This window comes from Wolbachia endosymbiont (group A) of Epistrophe grossularia, from assembly GCF_947251435.1.
Taxonomy (GTDB): domain Bacteria; phylum Pseudomonadota; class Alphaproteobacteria; order Rickettsiales; family Anaplasmataceae; genus Wolbachia; species Wolbachia pipientis.
In genome coordinates this window covers 1014798-1032138 of record NZ_OX366363.1, presented here as the reverse complement: position 1 = coordinate 1032138, position 17341 = coordinate 1014798, and the positions used below count along the sequence as shown (strand labels likewise).

At 35.3% G+C, this 17341-nt stretch carries 15 protein-coding genes and 1 tRNA gene; 12 read left to right on the top strand and 4 right to left on the bottom strand.

The genetic code is table 11. The features are described 5' to 3' along the window. The first annotated feature begins 434 nt into the window (after positions 1–434). The 6 genes from recA (at position 435) to plsY (ending at position 6703) form a co-directional block, all read left to right on the top strand. Positions 435–1502, top strand: coding sequence for a recombinase RecA (gene recA, locus OPR28_RS05020; RefSeq protein WP_010963008.1), 1068 nt, complete (start codon positions 435–437; stop codon positions 1500–1502). Positions 1503–1689: 187 nt separating this feature from the next. Continuing rightward, positions 1690–2382 carry a phosphatidylserine decarboxylase gene (locus OPR28_RS05015; RefSeq protein WP_007548750.1) on the top strand — a complete coding sequence of 231 codons (693 nt, stop codon included), beginning with the start codon at positions 1690–1692 and terminating at the stop codon, positions 2380–2382. Further along, a complete protein-coding gene (locus tag OPR28_RS05010) occupies positions 2379–3149 on the top strand; it encodes a CDP-alcohol phosphatidyltransferase family protein (RefSeq protein ID WP_265023628.1) in 771 nt (256 codons plus the stop codon). Before OPR28_RS05015 ends, OPR28_RS05010 begins: the two co-directional genes overlap by 4 nt. A gap of 22 nt (positions 3150–3171) precedes the next feature. After that, on the top strand, positions 3172–4515 hold the full coding sequence (locus OPR28_RS05005) for an alanine/glycine:cation symporter family protein (protein ID WP_265023627.1): 1344 nt from the start codon (positions 3172–3174) through the stop codon (positions 4513–4515). Position 4516: 1 nt separating this feature from the next. Then, positions 4517–5983: an alanine/glycine:cation symporter family protein gene (locus tag OPR28_RS05000; protein WP_077188354.1), complete on the top strand. Its 1467-nt coding sequence runs from the start codon at positions 4517–4519 to the stop codon at positions 5981–5983. A gap of 147 nt (positions 5984–6130) precedes the next feature. After that, positions 6131–6703 carry a glycerol-3-phosphate 1-O-acyltransferase PlsY gene (gene plsY / locus OPR28_RS04995; protein WP_265023626.1) on the top strand — a complete coding sequence of 191 codons (573 nt, stop codon included), beginning with the start codon at positions 6131–6133 and terminating at the stop codon, positions 6701–6703. Here plsY and OPR28_RS04990 read toward each other — a convergent pair. The 3 genes from OPR28_RS04990 to OPR28_RS04980 form a co-directional block, all read right to left on the bottom strand. Continuing rightward, positions 6698–8518 (bottom strand): hypothetical protein, encoded by a 1821-nt coding sequence (locus OPR28_RS04990; protein WP_264707369.1) that lies wholly within the window; start codon positions 8516–8518, stop codon positions 6698–6700. The two genes, plsY and OPR28_RS04990, sit on opposite strands and share 6 nt — an antisense overlap. Before the next feature lie 52 nt (positions 8519–8570). Beyond that, positions 8571–9467: a cation diffusion facilitator family transporter gene (locus tag OPR28_RS04985; RefSeq protein ID WP_265023625.1), complete on the bottom strand. Its 897-nt coding sequence runs from the start codon at positions 9465–9467 to the stop codon at positions 8571–8573. Positions 9468–9493: 26 nt separating this feature from the next. Next, a tRNA-Val gene (locus OPR28_RS04980) sits at positions 9494–9566 on the bottom strand. 415 nt (positions 9567–9981) lie between these two features. On the opposite strand from OPR28_RS04980, the gene OPR28_RS04975 reads away from it, so the two are divergent. From OPR28_RS04975 to OPR28_RS04950, 6 genes are all read left to right on the top strand, one after another. Continuing rightward, positions 9982–10840, top strand: a protein-coding gene (locus tag OPR28_RS04975; protein WP_265023237.1) for an IS630 family transposase whose coding sequence is annotated in 2 segments (ribosomal slippage) — positions 9982–10307 and positions 10306–10840 — 861 coding nt in all. Because the reading frame shifts where the segments join, the coding sequence is not laid out codon by codon here. Between the two features lie 15 nt (positions 10841–10855). Next, entirely contained in the window at positions 10856–14116 is a 3261-nt protein-coding gene (locus tag OPR28_RS04970; RefSeq protein ID WP_265023624.1) for a peptidase M2, read from the top strand. A 17-nt stretch (positions 14117–14133) separates the two neighbouring features. Then, positions 14134–14271 (top strand): hypothetical protein, encoded by a 138-nt coding sequence (locus tag OPR28_RS04965; protein WP_265023623.1) that lies wholly within the window; start codon positions 14134–14136, stop codon positions 14269–14271. Positions 14272–14342: 71 nt separating this feature from the next. Beyond that, positions 14343–15299 (top strand): IS5 family transposase, encoded by a 957-nt coding sequence (locus tag OPR28_RS04960; RefSeq protein WP_265023622.1) that lies wholly within the window; start codon positions 14343–14345, stop codon positions 15297–15299. Positions 15300–15306: 7 nt separating this feature from the next. Continuing rightward, positions 15307–15441 (top strand): hypothetical protein, encoded by a 135-nt coding sequence (locus tag OPR28_RS04955; RefSeq protein WP_265023621.1) that lies wholly within the window; start codon positions 15307–15309, stop codon positions 15439–15441. Positions 15442–15557: 116 nt separating this feature from the next. Continuing rightward, the gene (locus tag OPR28_RS04950) at positions 15558–16655 is read left to right on the top strand and encodes a collagen-like domain-containing protein (RefSeq protein WP_265023620.1); all 1098 of its coding nucleotides are present in this window, start codon (positions 15558–15560) and stop codon (positions 16653–16655) included. A 174-nt stretch (positions 16656–16829) separates the two neighbouring features. Here the strand turns inward: OPR28_RS04950 and OPR28_RS04945 are convergent, their stop codons facing one another. Then, the gene (locus OPR28_RS04945; RefSeq protein ID WP_265023619.1) at positions 16830–16964 is read right to left on the bottom strand and encodes a hypothetical protein; all 135 of its coding nucleotides are present in this window, start codon (positions 16962–16964) and stop codon (positions 16830–16832) included. Positions 16965–17341: the final 377 nt, after the last annotated feature.

Genomic DNA, 17341 nt, shown 5'->3' with positions numbered 1-17341 from the left:
GCATGATAAGTGTATGAAGCAACCAAAATTGTCATTACAGCGCTTAGTGTACGACAGTGCTTCAACATTTAGGGTTGCAGTTTTCATGGCAGATCTGAGTAGCTGACCCATCTAAGAGGTGTCATTCAAGTAGCTGACACTGGAATGGCTTTGTTGCATCGCACCTTATACGGTAGTAATTTACAATAAATTCATGTAGCCATTTCGAATTTAGTCATTTCAGTGTTGGCTACTTGGATGACACCACCTGCTATGCTGCAAATTGCAACGTTCGTACACTAAAGTATAGTGTGTTACTAACGAAGGCAAACAAATATCTGCTTTATGAAAACGTTAATATTTTTCATTGAAATAATACATAAATACTAGAAAAACCTTGGCAGGTTATTCGCGTTTGATTATCATAGAGAATTATATAAATTAATAAATGATCTATGGCAAGTAACCCAGAAGAAAGAAATAGTGATAAACAAAAAGCGCTAGATAACGCAATAAGCCAGATTGAAAAAGCATTCGGTAAAGGTGCAATAATGAAGTTGAAGCAAAACCCTGTAGAAAAAATAGACACAATATCCACAGGATCAATTGCGCTTGATTCGGCTCTAGGTGTTGGAGGTCTGCCAAAAGGGCGTATAATTGAAATATTTGGTCCCGAGAGTTCTGGTAAAACCACTCTTGCCTTGCACGTGATTGCTGAAGCACAAAAAAAAGGAGGATCATGCGCATTTATCGATGCAGAACATGCATTGGATGTCTTATATGCTCGCAAACTTGGGGTGAGCACTGATGATTTAGTGATTTCACAACCAGACACTGGAGAGCAGGCGTTGCATATTGTTGAGTATTTAGTGTGTTCTGGTGCGGTTGATGTGATAGTTATTGACTCTGTCGCAGCATTAACTCCAAGAGCTGAAATTGAAGGTGATATGGGTGATCAACATATGGGGCTGCAAGCAAGGCTTCTAAGTCATGGGCTACGGAAACTAACCTCTGCCGTTTCAAAAGCGAACTGTATATTGATATTTATTAATCAAATTCGTATGAAAATAGGAGTAGTGTATGGAAATCCTGAAACTACCACGGGTGGAAATGCATTAAAATTCTATACTTCTGTAAGGCTTGATATAAGAAAAGTTGGTGTAATAAAAGACAAAGAAAATATTACAGGTAATGAAACAAGAGTTAAAGTTGTAAAAAATAAAGTTGCTCCTCCATTTAGAGAAGCGAAATTTGATATAATGTACAATGAAGGTATATCAAAACTCGGAGAAATAATAGATATGGGAGCAAAGCTTGGTGTGCTTGAAAAAGCAGGCGCTTACTATTCATATAACAACACACGTCTTGGGCAAGGAAGAGAGAATGTAAAAACTTACCTAAAAACAAACAAAGAAGTCGCAAATGAAATAGAAACGAAAATCAGAGATTTACTCAGAAATCATGATAATTCTATCATAATAGACGAGGATAGTGAGCAACTTTTAGAAGAATCAGTTTTCTGATCTAAACTTAGGCATTAGATTTTGTGTTGGACGGGTTGTTACAGTATGACGGTAATTCTATGTGCTAATATAACAATCTGTAATGTTACCTTGTATCAAAAAGACTTTGCTGAAGCAGTTAAAAAAAGCTTTTCATGAGAAATTATAAATGATAAATTATTAACAATAGGTTATTGTTAATAAGATTATGTGTTTTGGTTTACCTAATATAAACAGGGAAGGTTATTCATTTATAGTAGTTTCCTTTATAGTAACGTGTATAGCATTCTCTATATCTTGGGGGTTTGGCGTTACGTGCTTGTTTCCGACATTATTGTGTACTTATTTCTTTCGTGATCCAGCAAGAGCTGTGCCAAACAATAAGAATCTTATATTAAGTCCTGCTGATGGTGTGATTTCAAAAATTGAAGAAGTTAATTATCCTTTATCAGCAGAAAACGGAGAGGAGAAGAAGTTTACGCTTGTTAGCATATTTTTAAGTGTTTTGAACGTCCATGTGAACCGTATACCAATATCTGGTACGATAAAGGAAATGAGTTATAAAAAAGGCAAGTTTGTATCCGCAATGAGCAATAGGTCTAGTAATGAAAATGAAAAGCAGGTTATTGTAATTGAATACGAAAAGGGGAAAGAAATTATTGTGGAGCAAATAGCTGGATTAATTGCACGTCGTATCGTTTGTAATTTAGGAATATCCCAGAACGTAAAAGCAGGTGAAAGGTTTGGAATTATAAGGTTTGGCAGTAGAGTGAATATCTATGTTCCTGCTGATACAGAAGTCAGAGTTTCAGAAGGGCAAACTGTTATTGGTGGTGAAACAATTATAGCAAACTTAAATAAGGAAAACGTTCAAGAGAAGCTTACTTTTGACGTTATATGAATAACGATGGAAGTAACAGTAGATTCTTACCTATTACTAAATTATTCCCAAACTTTATAACTTTATTGGGTTTATGTTCTGGTCTCACTTCACTTAAATTTACATTTAATGAACAATGGGAATTCTCAGTAATTTTTATCATCATTGCAGCAATAATAGATGGAATGGATGGCAGAATAGCTAGAATTCTAAAATCAACTAGCGATTTTGGAGCCCAGCTTGATTCTTTTGCAGATTTTCTAAATTTTGGTGCAGCGCCTGCATTTCTTTTGTATTTTTGGAAGCTAAACGAAATCAAAGTCATAGGTTGGATTTTAGTAATGATATACGTAATCTGCATATCAATAAGACTTGCAAGATTTAATGTTTCGCTACACTCAGAACAACCATACTGGGAAAAATTTTTCTTTTCTGGTGTTCCAGCTCCAGTGTGTGCTTTACTTTCTTTGTTACCAATAATTATTACCTTTCAATCTCATGAGAGTGAATACTTACTTCTCATAGAGCGATTTTTTAACACAAGAAACGTAGCTTGTTACTTTCTGGCCATTTCATTTTTTTCGATAAGTCACATTCCAACTTTCTCTGCAAAATATATTTATATTCCCAAAAGCCTATCCTATATATTTGTGTCATTTTTTGGAGTGCTTATTGTATTTTTCATCAGTAAGCCCTGGATGACTCTACCAATTTTAGGTATAGTGTATACACTTACTATTCCAATAAGCATCGGGTTTTACATATATTTTACATATAAAGCTCGTTAGCTAACAAAAAATAGAAAACTGCATGATTTTGAAGATAAGTGAACTATTAAATTCATTTCTGTATATAAAGATATTCAACATTCCATTTATAATTATTTGGGTAATTGCAACTGGAATCTTTTGTACTGCCCAGTTCAAATTCATTAACTTTAGGTTACTTAAATATGGAATACAGACGCTATTTAATCTAAAGTGTAATAACAATAACAATGGCATAATCACTCATATTCAAGCATTTGCAACAGTAATTTCAGGAACAGTTGGTCTTGGAACAATATCAGGAGTTGCAATAGCTATCACAATAGGGGGCCCAAGTGCAGTTTTTTGGATGGTAATTACCGGAATACTTGGTATGTCGATAAAGTTTGCCGAGGTGGTGCTTGCATTTACTTATCGCTCTGAAAATACAACTGGCGGGGCTTTTTATTACATGAAGTACGGGCTTGCAAAAATTGGATTTGCAAAAACTGGTAGATTTCTTGCCTTCACTTATGCGATTATGCTACTTATTGCAATGATTTTGGGCGGTATACCATTTCAAGCAAATCAAATAGCAGCACTATCAAATAACCTCCTAGAATACAACGCATCCATTATTATATCCCTGCTTGTCTTTATTGTAATATTGGGAGGAATAAAGCGCATTGCTTTCGTTTCAACGAGCTTAGCACCAATTATGATAGTGCTATATGTGGGTATGTGTATATATTTAATTTATGTAAACGGAAGTAATTTGCTGAATGCTCTATCCATAATATTCCAAGATATCTTCAATAAATCAGCTATAGGAAGCGGAGTATTGAGCGGATTAATAGCCGGAGTGAGAAGATCAGTGTTTGCTAACGAAGCAGGTACCGGAACAGCAGCTATAGCACATTCAGCTGTAAAAGAAGAAGATCCAATTAAAGTTGGGTGCGTTGCAATGATTGCACCACTTATAGACACAATATTAATCTCATTTTTGACTGGTATTGTGATAATTATCACTGGTATGCATAGCACTGATAACGTGGGTGATATTACACTAATTAGTTCGATATTTTCAACAGCTTTGCCCTTGTTCAGCAAGTTAGTTTTTCCGCTAATGATGTTTTCCTTTGCATTTTCCACAATAATAGCTTATTGTTACTACTGTGAAGTTGCTTTGCTGTATTTATTTGGTAGTAAAAAAATACTGATACCGTTCCAAATTCTTATAGTGGTTTCAGTGTATATCAGCTGTATGTCAAAGAATATAGAATTTATATCTTATCTAGGTGACAGTTTGTTTATGTGCCTTATGATTCCAAATGCTGTTGCAATATATCTACTAAGAAGGGAAGTTTTGAATACAATAGATTCTTATTACAATTCTAAAGGGTATTAACATGATTTATAGATTGCTTTGTATGGTGTTATTTTGCCTATTGTTTAATGATGTGTACGCTGCTTCAGGTTTTTATGAAAGTTATGACGCTGTGTTGAACGGAATAAATAATTTCATGAATGAAGTACTGTTTTTCAAGATCCTTTACGTGCCATTTATAATCCTTCTACTAGTTTTTGGTTATGTGTTTCTAACATTACGGTTTGGATTTCTCAACATAAGAATGTTTAAGCATGCATTTGCTATTTTATGTGGAAAATATGACACGAATCACCATGATGGTCATATTACGCATTTTCAGGCATTTATGACTGCACTTTCAAGCACAGTAGGTCTTGGAACTGTTGCTGGAGTCGCAATTGCAGTTTCAATGGGAGGGCCAGGAGCGGTGCCTTGGATGATGATTACAGGTTTTTTTGGTATGTCAGCAAAATTTGCTGAGGTAACGTTGGCGTTTAGACATAGAACAGAAGATCAGGACCAATTGTTTAGTGGTCCCTTTCAGTATATAAGGAATGGTCTGGAAGAATTTGGATTTAAAAAACTTGGTATTGTGCTGGCTGCCATGTATGCAGTATTCTTTGTATTATCAGGTCTTGGTGGAAGTGTAGCGTTTCAAACCAATCAAATGGTTTCAATATTATCTGGCTATTCAAGTTGGGTAGATGGTCACTCTTGGTTTCTTTCTTCCATAATCTCTGCGCTGCTTGCTCTAGTGATTATTGGCGGAATTAAAAGGATAGCTAGAGTATCTTCTGCACTAGTGCCTATTATGTCACTTATATATATCTTTAGTTGTATTATTATTATTGCATTTAATATTCATAACCTTGGTTATACGTTAAAAATATTATTTTCCACTATGATAGATTTCAATGCTGTTGGTGGAGGGATGGTAGGAGCATTCGTTGCTGGAATTCAAAGGGCAATCTTTGCCAGCGAAGCGGGTGTTGGTTCTGCTTCAATTACTCATGCAACAACTAAAGATGAAGAACCAGTAAGAACTGGGCTTGTTGCTATGATAGAACCATGCTTTGACACAATGTTAATTTGCTGTTTAACAGGAATAACAATAGTAATAACAGGTGCATACCAGACTAGTGTTGGTGAAGGGATATTAATTACTCAAAAGGCATTTGAGACAGTTTCTCCATGGTTTCCTATACTTTTAACCATAGCTGCACCTTTGTTTGCATTTTCTTCGGTAATTTCATTTGTATATTGTTGTGAAATGGGGTGGTTATATTTGTTTGGTGCAAAAAGTATAGTGATATATCGCATAGCGGTAATAATTGTGGCGTTTTTCTCTGGCCTTTCTAAAGACATAATGGCTATTGCTAATATTGGCGGAACTTTATTCTCTTGTTTAGCTCTTATCAACATGACAGCGCTTATACTGTTTAGTAATCAGATTAACGAGGAAGTTCAGTGCTACCTAAAAAGGCTGAGGAATAATAAAATCAATTAAATTTTGGCATATGCGGAGAGGTATAGCTATAATAAGTAAGATTTCCCTACGTCATACCGCGATTTATTCGCGGTATCTCAGCATAGATCCCGCTAACAAGCAGCGGGATGACGAAATTTTGCGATTATTAATCAGTAAATTTTACCTGTGTTAGTTATAGTCCTTACACTATCCTACATACTCGGTTCAATACCGTTTAGCTTAATTATTACAAGAATAAAAGGGATAAACTTAAGAGAAGTAGGTTCAGGAAACATTGGTGCTACAAACGTTGCAAGGACGGGAAATAAATTTCTTGCTGCTTTGGCATTATTTCTGGATTCCTTTAAGGGATTTATTGCCGTTTATATAGCACAACAATTTTGTGATAATAACGATTTTTATATATATGTATCTGCAATTTTAGCAGTTTTAGGACACATGTTTCCTATTTGGCTAAAATTCAGTGGAGGAAAGGGCGTTGCAACCACTCTAGGGATACTGATAGCATTTAACATTGATATTACTTTAGTATTCGTAATAATTTGGATAATAGTCTTTCTTGCCTTTAGATACCCTTCCCTTGCTTCACTCAGTGCTACTTCAACGGCTGTAGCATGGTCCTTTTTTTTTCAGAGGAATTTGTTCTTAACATTACTAATTATAGGAGCACTGGTCTTCCTAAAACACCACAGAAATATTGTGAATCTTCTGCAAGGTAAGGAAAATAAATTTTTATAAGTGTGCTGACTCTGTTGCTATATTACTAACAGATACTTCATGCGAGAAACGACTTGAGACTACTTCTTCTACTTCTTTTATCATTTCTTCCATGTTTTTTCCACTTTTCTTACATGCATCATCAAGTGCTAATTTTAGTTTACGTATATCATTCTCTTCTAGCATCTTATTCATTTCTTTTTTCGTTATCTCTAATTTTTTTAGTAAGATGTTCTCCATTATCTCTCTCTCATCACCTTCATACTGGCCACTTAGTCTGCTATATGCAATGCAACACTTCTTTTCTCGCGGCAAGGTTGACAGACCCCGCAATGTAACATCCACTTGAACTTCTATAGAGTTAACTTCCCTAGCTTTTTCAGCAGCTTCTGACCTAAATTTCTCAACTTCTCCTATTATTATTTTGTTAGCTATTCTTTTAGCTCCATCCAAAGATGAATCCTTGAGAGAAAAATCTGTCTCGAGTAGATCTCGATTTAATAGCTCTAAGAATACTTTTTTTCCGATGTTTTCGAGTAAACTTTCTTGGTCACCTAAACCATGCTCCTGCAGTTTATTTCTCATGTGCTGAACCAGCTCACAACATTGTAATTTATTTAACTTTATAGAGCTAATATTTTTCATTAACGTCAGCACAATTTGTTCACTATATTGAGAAGTAATACTCAATAATTTTCTCATTAAAGGAATACTTACTTCTGAAATAAAATCATCAACTATTTTTTGACTTTCATCGTCTTCATAACCATTTTGAACGTCATACCAAGCCTTAAAAATTTCTTTATTGTTTTTCTTGTTTTTTAACCTGTCTAACATGAACTTACGTGCTTCATTTTGTGCTCCTGGAAGTAATATTTGCCTAGGAGGAGTAAATCTAATTTCTGGATCAGGATGAATACCCTCTAGCGTGCTTAACATTCTATAGATAATACCGGTGAAGCAAGTGTTAGGAATTCGCTCTTTTCTAGAGAAAGTTTGGCTATCAAGCAAATTTGTAATTAACGCGTCTTTTTTATTTTTTACAGCTTCTCTGTCTCCATCATTGCAGGCTTTCAGAACTAAAAGTAAAATCCGTCCACCTGTAAAGCGGGAGCTATACTTTTGATCATCTTTGCAAAAGTCATTTAAAAATGTAATTACCCTTCCTTTATCCTCATCACTAAATTGACGATAATTAAGTTCATTTAAATCATTTATATATTCAATAAATTGCTTAAATTCTCTATCATTAATAACGTCTTCGGATACTTTTTCACCATACTTATCTTTTAATTTATCAATATTTTTAATGATATCATCATTTAATTGATGGGGCAGTAAATGTTCAAGCTTAACATCAAAACTATTAACCATACCACGTAAATTCTCTTTTATACCTTCCAAAAAGAAATTTATAGAAGCTTTAAGCAGCGTAAATGGGTTAAAATCTTTTGGCCTTAGTTCACTCTGCAATAAAATTAATAGCATTGTAAGTGGTATAGTTCCCAGTAACGAAATAAGCAAGAAAGTGGTAGTGAAAGTTAGATATGTTATGAAAGCAGAAAACAAGAGGAAGGCTGCTACCTTGATTGTATTGTTCTTAAAAAATATTTCCCAATATTCCCTTTTGCTCATTTTTTGCTGTTTTGCCGTTTTTATTTCTTTGTAGATATAAAGAGTTTTAATTTCAGACCTGAAGAATATAGTACCAAGAGAAAAAAGAACATTAACGGGATTAGTGATAATGCTTAAAGAAACAAAAGTTGCAAAATAACTAACAAACTTTAGCTTGCTAGATTCCTTTGAAGGAAATTGTATTTGAGAAATGCCTATCATAGCCTACCTTTGACATCATTACACTCTAGTAATAGCATAATAATTTAAAACGTCAATGTTTAAGTATTTTATTATCCGCACACTCATCGTATTCGATCTCGACTGTAGAGTGTGCTATCTCGAACCTATTTAGTAGTATTTTTTTTATCTCATACAAAATATCAGTGTGTTGTGCATCTTGCTTTACTTTGGCATGCATGGTAATTATAAAATAATTATCAGACAGTGACCATGCATGTATGTGGTGCACATCTATCACTTCAGGTAATTCTGATGTGATCTTACTTTTTATTTCCTCAGTAGATATCCCTTCAGGTGTACCTTCAAGAAGTATGTGGCAAGAATTCTTTAGAATTTTGTAGCCACTATTCAAAATGATTACACTGACAAATACCGATAAAATCGGATCCACCATTTGCCATCCAGTAAACATGATAATTATGGATGCAAGTATAGCAGCTACAGAACCTAAAATATCTCCTATAACGTGTAGTACAGCACTTTTTATGTTTATATTGCTCTCGCATTTACTATGCAATATAAAAAAGACTATGATATTAGAGATCAGGCCAAGTGTAGCAATTACTAACATTACTTTCCACTCAACATTTACCGGAAAAATAAATCTTTTTATTGACTCAATTATAATGATTACTGCAATGAAGAATAAAGTTAAACCATTAACAAATGCTGCAATTATCTGCAACCGATGATACCCGTATGATCTCTGCAAATCGGATTTCTTAGCTGAAAACCTATGTGCTAACCAACTTAAAACCAAGGCAAAAAGGTCAGTGAGCATATGCCCTGCATCTGATAATAGAGCAAGCGAATGTGAAATTATTCCACCTACTATTTCCATAAACATTGTTATCGCAACTATTATTATGGAATAGATTAAGCGCTTGGACTGCGCTGCTGAGTGTTTACCGTTATGCACTGCTGTCATATAAAATCTTTTCATAAACAAAAACGTGGGTAACACTGGGTTCGAACCAGCGACCGCTTGCACGTCAAGCAAGTGCTCTACCAACTGAGCTAATTACCCATCGTGGTTTTAGTATAGTGCTTTGGTGGAATGAAAGTCAATAAACCACTTTGCTTTTGTCCTTGTCCAATGTGATTCCGGAATATAGCTGTATAGAATTTCAGCCATATTCTAAATTTTACATATTAAGTTAATTATCTATACTTTATTTATTAAGATATAAATTATATTAATACAGGGATTTACGTTTTTTTTAGGGAAATTACTTTATGCTTGATATTGAAAGATCAGCAAATTAGAGGTTAAAATTATGACAATTAGTCAACAAGTAAATAAAAATATAACTAAAGCAGAATATTTCAACAATAACGGCAAAGGGTTTAATTCGCCACATGTTATAGAAGTTGAAGATTTATAGCTCTTCTCATAATAATCCAAATAAGGTAAGATATGGATTTATGGTAGTGGGGTTTGTATGCCAGCAGCGTATAGTTATGACTTAAGGAAAAAAGCAATGGAAGCATTGGATGAGGGAGAAAGTAGAGCAACTGTTGCCAAGAGATTTAAAATTGGAAAAACGACTTTATATGAGTGGCAGAAAAGGCGTGAGGAAACAGGAGATTTTCAGTCAAAAAAGCCTGGAAGCGTAGGATATAACCATAAAATTACCGACTGGAATGTCTTCACCGAATTTGCAAAAAACCATGGCGGCAAAACTCAGTCAGAGATGGCTAAACTCTGGGGCAATATCAGTCGACAAACGATTCACCGCGCACTTAAAAATATTGGCTTTACAAGAAAAAAAGACCTACGGATATAAAGAAAGAAATGAAGAAAAGCGAGCTCAATTTGCAAAGGTTATAGCAACAAAATATCCTGAAAATCTTGTATATATTGACGAATCTGGGATAGACAATACAGAAGACTACCCATACGGATATTGCAGAAAAGGAGAGAGGTTTCATTCACTAAAATCAGGTAAAAAAACTCAGCGTGTCAGTATGATTGCAGCTCTAAATAAAAAGAAAATCATTGCTCCATTGACCTTTGAGGGATACTGCAACAAGGATGTTTTTGAGGCTTGGTTTGAGCAGTTTTTGACTCCAATTTTAAGGTCTGGCCAAACTGTAATTCTTGATAACGCTGCTTTCCATAAATCTAAAAAAATCGATGATCTTGCTAAAGGAGTAGGTGCTGAAATTCTTTATCTTCCTCCATATTCTCCAGACTTTAACGAAATTGAGCATCATTGGTTTGCTATAAAGAACAGAGCTAGAAAAAATATCCCTATTTTTCAGTCTTTCCGTCAAGCTGTTGATTCTGCTTTTTTATGATTTGTTCTGACTATTATGAGAAGAGCTATAAATATTAAAGTAGAGGTTTATTCTCACAATTTAAGAGCAAGTAAAGTTGCTAACATTGAAAGTGAGATAAGAGAAACAGCTACTAATTTTAAAAACGCATTCGAGTTAGAACGCGGCAGTTCAGAACAAACATTTAAAATTTACATGTTTGATGACAAGGATGATTACACTCACCTTGGCGGAAGCGAGCGTTTCGGTTCTTACCTTGGAGACGAAGGTGGTAAATGTTACTACAAAGGGAAAGCTGACGTTTTTGCTGAAATGTACGTCTACCAGCAAGGTGGCGTTCATAACCTTCAGCATGAATTTGCACATGGTTTAACTTACTTGGCTACAGGAGGCAAATCTTTACCTACAGTATTAATGGAAGGAATTGCAGACTACTTTGAGCATCATTCAGATCATAAATTCAATTCTCAAGGATCAAGTATCGACAAAACTGAAGCTGCAAATTTGGATTTAGATAAAATTTTAAGTTTAGAATACTCAAAGGACAGCGAAGCAAATAGCTTGGTTTATAAAACAGGTCATGCGTTGATAATGTACTTACAGGAAAAAGATCCTAGTTTATTAAGAGACTACCTAGATGCTTTACGTCAAGGTAACTCAGATGAGTCAAAAAGTTTCTTGAAAGACATAAAAGGACACGATACTGACTTCAAAAGTTGGCTTGCTGAGAATGATACAGAAACTGCAATGGAACATCTCAACGCTTTGCAAGTTACAAAAGGAGATTTCATAGCAATTGGTCAAGAAATAGTGGGTGGAGAAATTAAAAACGTATCCTACTATAAAGCAAATATAGAAAAAATGGATGGAGAAAACGTTGGAAGTTTTTCTCCTGTAGAACACGTTGCATTTTATGATGTTGCTCGTGCTATAAATAGGGCAACAAATGATACACTTGATATATCAAAGGAATATCATTTCCTCAAGGTAGTAAAAACTTCCGATGGACAGGATAAACTAACTTACTCTGACCAACAAGGTAATGAATATCGAAACAGTCAAGAGTATAAAAATCAGGCTTTAAGGGTACTATCAAAATATGATACAGAAGTTAAGAATCAGGTAGATGAATTTGATAATTTGAATAAAGAACGTGGTGAAATGTATCAAAAATATCATAAAGGAGAGATTACTATTGAAGAGTTACGTAATGAGGAAAATACAAAATACAGACCAGCATTTTTAAAGTTTGATCAACTAAAAAACAAAGCTGTTGATAAGATTGAAAATAATTCCCAAGCAGCAAAAATATTAGATGGGCTGGTCAATATCGATCCAAACTTAATCAGAGGTACTCATATTGATCTACAAGAAGGTAAGATTTTTTCTATGCAAGCTCATGGTCAAGGAGATATGGGTGCACTGTCTATATATGACGGAAATACAAAGCTTGGAGAATTATTGAGCGAATCAGGATTTTTTAAGCAAGTTGAAGGCCAAACTAAAGAAACTTTCGTTTTTGAGGATATATTGCACAACTTAAATGTTTCATACGAAGGTGGTGCTTACATGCCAGTTACAAAAGAAAATGGTCATTATAAAGCTTCCCTAATAGATGGCAGAACAGTTGAACGCGATGAATACTTTGATGAAGCGCATTTACATGAAAATGAATTGTTGCATCCTAGCACTGGACATATTCAAAAAGATTTAGATTCTCTGCTCCTTAGAGGTACCAAAATTTTGAATCATCAGGATTCAGAACATGCTCAATATTCCGATGAGCAAAAGGCAAATGGAGTAATCGTGGAAAAAGGAAAATTATTGGATAATAAGGGAACAGATAGAACAGACGATGATGTGTACGAAGCGGTTGTAAAGCAAGGAGACGAGCGCTTACATGAATTTAAAAATATGGGCTTTTATATTACCGAAAAAGGTGATCTATTTATTCATGACCATGGAGCAAATGTAAGGTTTCAACTACCACAAAGTATTACTCACCTAAAATTAGTGGAAAAAGATGGAGCATATAAGCTTGTTCCGGTGACGAAAGATGGGAATGAACATCCAGTAGGTATGCCAAATATATCAGACGAATATAGATACATAGATCCAATATTTGCACATGAATATGAAAAGAGAGATTATTCTCATAAACATGTAAATGTGGGCCTTATAAACTTAGAGAAATATGGCTCTGGCAAACTTTTTGCTATAAAGCACGACCCAAATGATTACCACATACAAAGAAACTCTAGTGGTGAAATAGTTAGAATAAAAGATCAAACATATTTCACTAAAGTAAAATTGTTTGATGGTGATGAAGAAATTGGAATGTTGTCTAATAACTTTCACAATTTTAAAGGAAAAATATTCTTTTCTGCTGACTACAACTACAGTTATAACGATTTCCTAGCATCTGTTTCCCCTCAAGTTGAAATTGAAGATATGGGAAATGGAAGTAAAAAAATAACTTTTGATCAAGGCAGTGGCGATATCGGTGATACTAATAGAGGCTACACGGACTATCAGAGAATATATACAAAAACCGAAAGTTCAAAAGGGCAAGTAAGTGAAACTAAGACAGAAGTTAACATGAGTCACAATACTACTAATGTTATTGCACAAGCTGCTGAAGAGAAAACTGCATCAAACGACAATAGTGAAATGCAGTCTGATCAGCCACAAATTCCAACAAGGGCAAAAAGGTCAGCTTCAGTGGAGGAGAAAGAGCAAGAACAGGTAGTATTAAAAGACACAATTCTAAAAATAGAAAAGAGCTACGAGCAGGACTCAGAAGGAAAGCACAAGGCAAATGTAACGATAGATTATAATGATGTAAAAGCCTTATATGATAGAGCGGAAGGAGCAGAAAAGCAATCTGTGTTAGATTTTTGGAACAAACTGCACACATCAGAATACAAGGTTGGTGCTTTGCCGGAAGACAAATACTATTTTGAAAAAGGCAAATTCGTAATCCACGATAGTGATACGAAAAAGCTTATAGTGTTACCTGAAGATAAGGTGTCCATCAAGATAATGAAGGATGGTGATAGTTATAGTTTAGCTATATCAAGTGGTAATGGCAAAGTAATAAACAGCATTAGTAAAATAGATAATCCAAATTACGAATTGCTGTCAGATTCAAGTCATTTCAATTCAGGGGAGCAAGATAATATTGTATTATCAGATCAACATCACGAATATAATCTTTATCTAGAGAATGGTTTTGTGAAAATGTTCGATTGCGCAAGCGATCACATTTATCACGACCACAACTCGGCCTATATCTAATACATACAAGGAGGGCAGTGCCCTCTTCTTGTCATTCCAGTGTCAAGCACTGCCGTCTTGGATGGAAACCAGCGTCACGCCCTGGAATGACAGATCCGAGTAGCCCCTTCGGTGTCATCCCAGTGCCCAGACACTGGGATGGCTTTGTTGCATAGCAACTGAAAAAATCTGGTGGCTACTGACAAAATTCATTATAAAATAGCCATTTAACCTTGAAAGAAAAAATATGCCACAAAAAATGAGGGTCAGTAACCATAGCGAATATAACAAATTTCTAGAAAAAAGAGGAAATATTTTTCATTATATCAACGAAGCCATAGAAAAGTGGTACGAGAATGGTCCAAAAATACCAGGTGGCAACAATATTTATAGCGATAAAGTTGTAATTTTGGTGCACATAATAACTTGTTTATTTAGAATAGGCCTGAGGCAAACAGTTGGGTTTATAGCAGGATACCTTGAGCAAATTGGGAAAAATTTGCAAGTTATCAGCTATTCACAATCATCAAGAAGGTTTAAGAAACTCAATATTAAGATCAATGATTGCAGAATTGATAAAAATAATATGGAAGATATCGAAATTGCTATAGACAGTACAGGAATTAGTATATACAACAACACTCCTGGTCATAGCAAAGAAAATAGCGAAGATAGAAAGTATCGCAGCTATGAACAGACAAGAAAATTGCATGTAATGTTGAATACAAACAGCAAAAAAGCCATAGCTGTAAAATACAGTAACGGTGTCTACTCTGATCACTATGGAGCTTGTGATTTGCTAAAAGAAGTCGATTTTCAGTATGTCATAAAAGTACTATATGCAGATAGGGCATATGACAGAGAAAAGCTCTATAAGCTGTGTAATCAATATGGTATAAAAACGAAAATTCCTCCGAAAAACAACGCAGCAGAGCATCCAAAGTTAGACTATATGGCTAAGAGAAATTCTGCAGTCAAGCTCATAAAGTCATATGATGAAGATGGTATAAAGAAGTGGAAAAAAGAGATGAGTTATGGAAAAAGATCTTATATAGAAAGTTTTTTCTCGCGACTGAAACAAACATTCGGGTTTAGTTTTAGGAATAAATCTGAGACAAATAGAGAGAAGGAACTACTTGTTAAATGCTATTTGCTCAATAAGTTCACTGATATTGGTATGGCTAAATTTGAGATAGCTTCATAAATTTATTGTGCGTTACCTACTATCCGAAGTGCGATGCAACAAAGCCCACTGGGATCCAGAAAACTTAACTTTAAATAAGTGGCTGCATAATAAAGGCTGGATTCCAGACTGGAATGACATCATCTGCTACACACTTGAATGACAAGAGAAGAATTCTGAAACAACAAGTTTCAAGGAAATCTTATGTAAAATCTAGCATTAACAAAAATTATACTATTTTCATGCATGCTATGGTTTTTGTAATTAATGGAGTGTGATATGCCGGCTAGTTTAAAATTTGAAAGTGCTGCAGGAACAGCAGCAGCAACTCTGGCAGAAGTCAAACTTGTAACTTTGGCAGATAATACGGGTAATGAATATACTTTGGATATAACCACAAATGATCTTAAAGTGGGATATACACCAAATGGTGGTCAAATAACAGAGCACAAAATAACTGGTCTATCAACAGCTCTGGGAAGTTTACTTAGTACAAAAGATAATAAAGAATCAGTTCTAGTAGATACATTAGGAAACTTTCTTGATAGTCCAGATAAAGCAAAGTATGATGGTCAAAATAACCAAACAGTAAAGGAGTTCTTAGTAAGTAAAGGGCTAAAAGGAGCAAATGGAGATAAAGGGCTAAAAGGAGATAAAGGAGACACCGGGCTAAAAGGAGAGAAAGGGGATACTGGTCCTAAAGGAGAAGATGGTAAAGATGGAGCTCAAGGGCTAAAAGGAGATAAAGGAGACACCGGGCTAAAAGGAGAGAAAGGGGATACTGGTCCTAAAGGAGAAGATGGTAAAGATGGAGCTCAAGGGCTAAAAGGAGATAAAGGAGACACCGGGCTAAAAGGAGAGAAAGGGGATACTGGTCCTAAAGGAGAAGATGGAGCTCAAGGTCTAGAAGGCCCAAAAGGAGATAAAGGAGACACCGGGCTAAAAGGAGAGAAAGGGGGTACTGGTCCTAAAGGAGAAGATGGAGCTCAAGGGCTAAAAGGAGATAAAGGAGACACCGGGCTAAAAGGAGAGAAAGGGGATACTGGTCCTAAAGGAGAAGATGGTAAAGATGGAGCTCAAGGGCTAAAAGGAGATAAAGGAGACACCGGGCTAAAAGGAGAGAAAGGGGGTACTGGTCCTAAAGGAGAAGATGGAGCTCAAGGGCTAAAAGGAGAGAAAGGGGATACTGGTCCTAAAGGAGAAGATGGTAAAAGTCCAACAGCTGCTGAAATAGCTGCTGAGAAAGTCTTACAAGAGCATGTAACAAAGATAAGCATACAAAGTCCAGAATTTAAAAGAGCTGTGCAAGAGGAAATGTCACAACCGTATTTTGAGCCTCCAACAAGTGATGATGCTGCACTTAATTGGACTTGGTAATACAGCTTAGATCCAAGTAGTCACGCTACTTGGATGACGTCATATGGTCCTCGGATGACGGAAAAAGGACTCGGATAACACCCTACAATGTCATTCCAGCGCATGACGCTGGAATCCAGCCTTTTCATAATCATTAAAATGTTGTATTTTAACATAAAACGGCTACTTTTATGCTTACCAACTTAATAAAATTCCTGGATCCCAGTGTCTGGGCACTGGGATGACAAAGGAGAGCAGTGTCAAGCACTGGGATGACACCCTACTAGCAGAAGTTACTCTCAAATGTTTGTTCATGTTAGCTACAAACATTAAGAAATTTACCAAACGAAAAAAAGGCAAAAGAAGCCCCAGTCATTGTTTATTTTCAGTATTGGCGTTTTTTAAGTCTTAAACACTGCAGTTTAGCTGCTTTTAAGTGCAACTCACTTTAGTTTAAATGTTTAAGAAATTTACTAAGCAGAAAAAAAGGCAAAGAAAACCTAGGGTAGCTAGTATTCAAATTCTCCCTTGTTCTATTTGACGTCTTTTGATGTCTTAAACGCTTTATAAGCGCGTTTCGGCTTGTATAGGTAGAAACCCAGAAGTTTTATAAAGACATGAGGTGCACATAGTGCAAAAAATTAAGCATGATTTACGCCAAATACAAAGTTCCCTTTGTCGTTTTAATCTGCAGATTGCGAAGATAA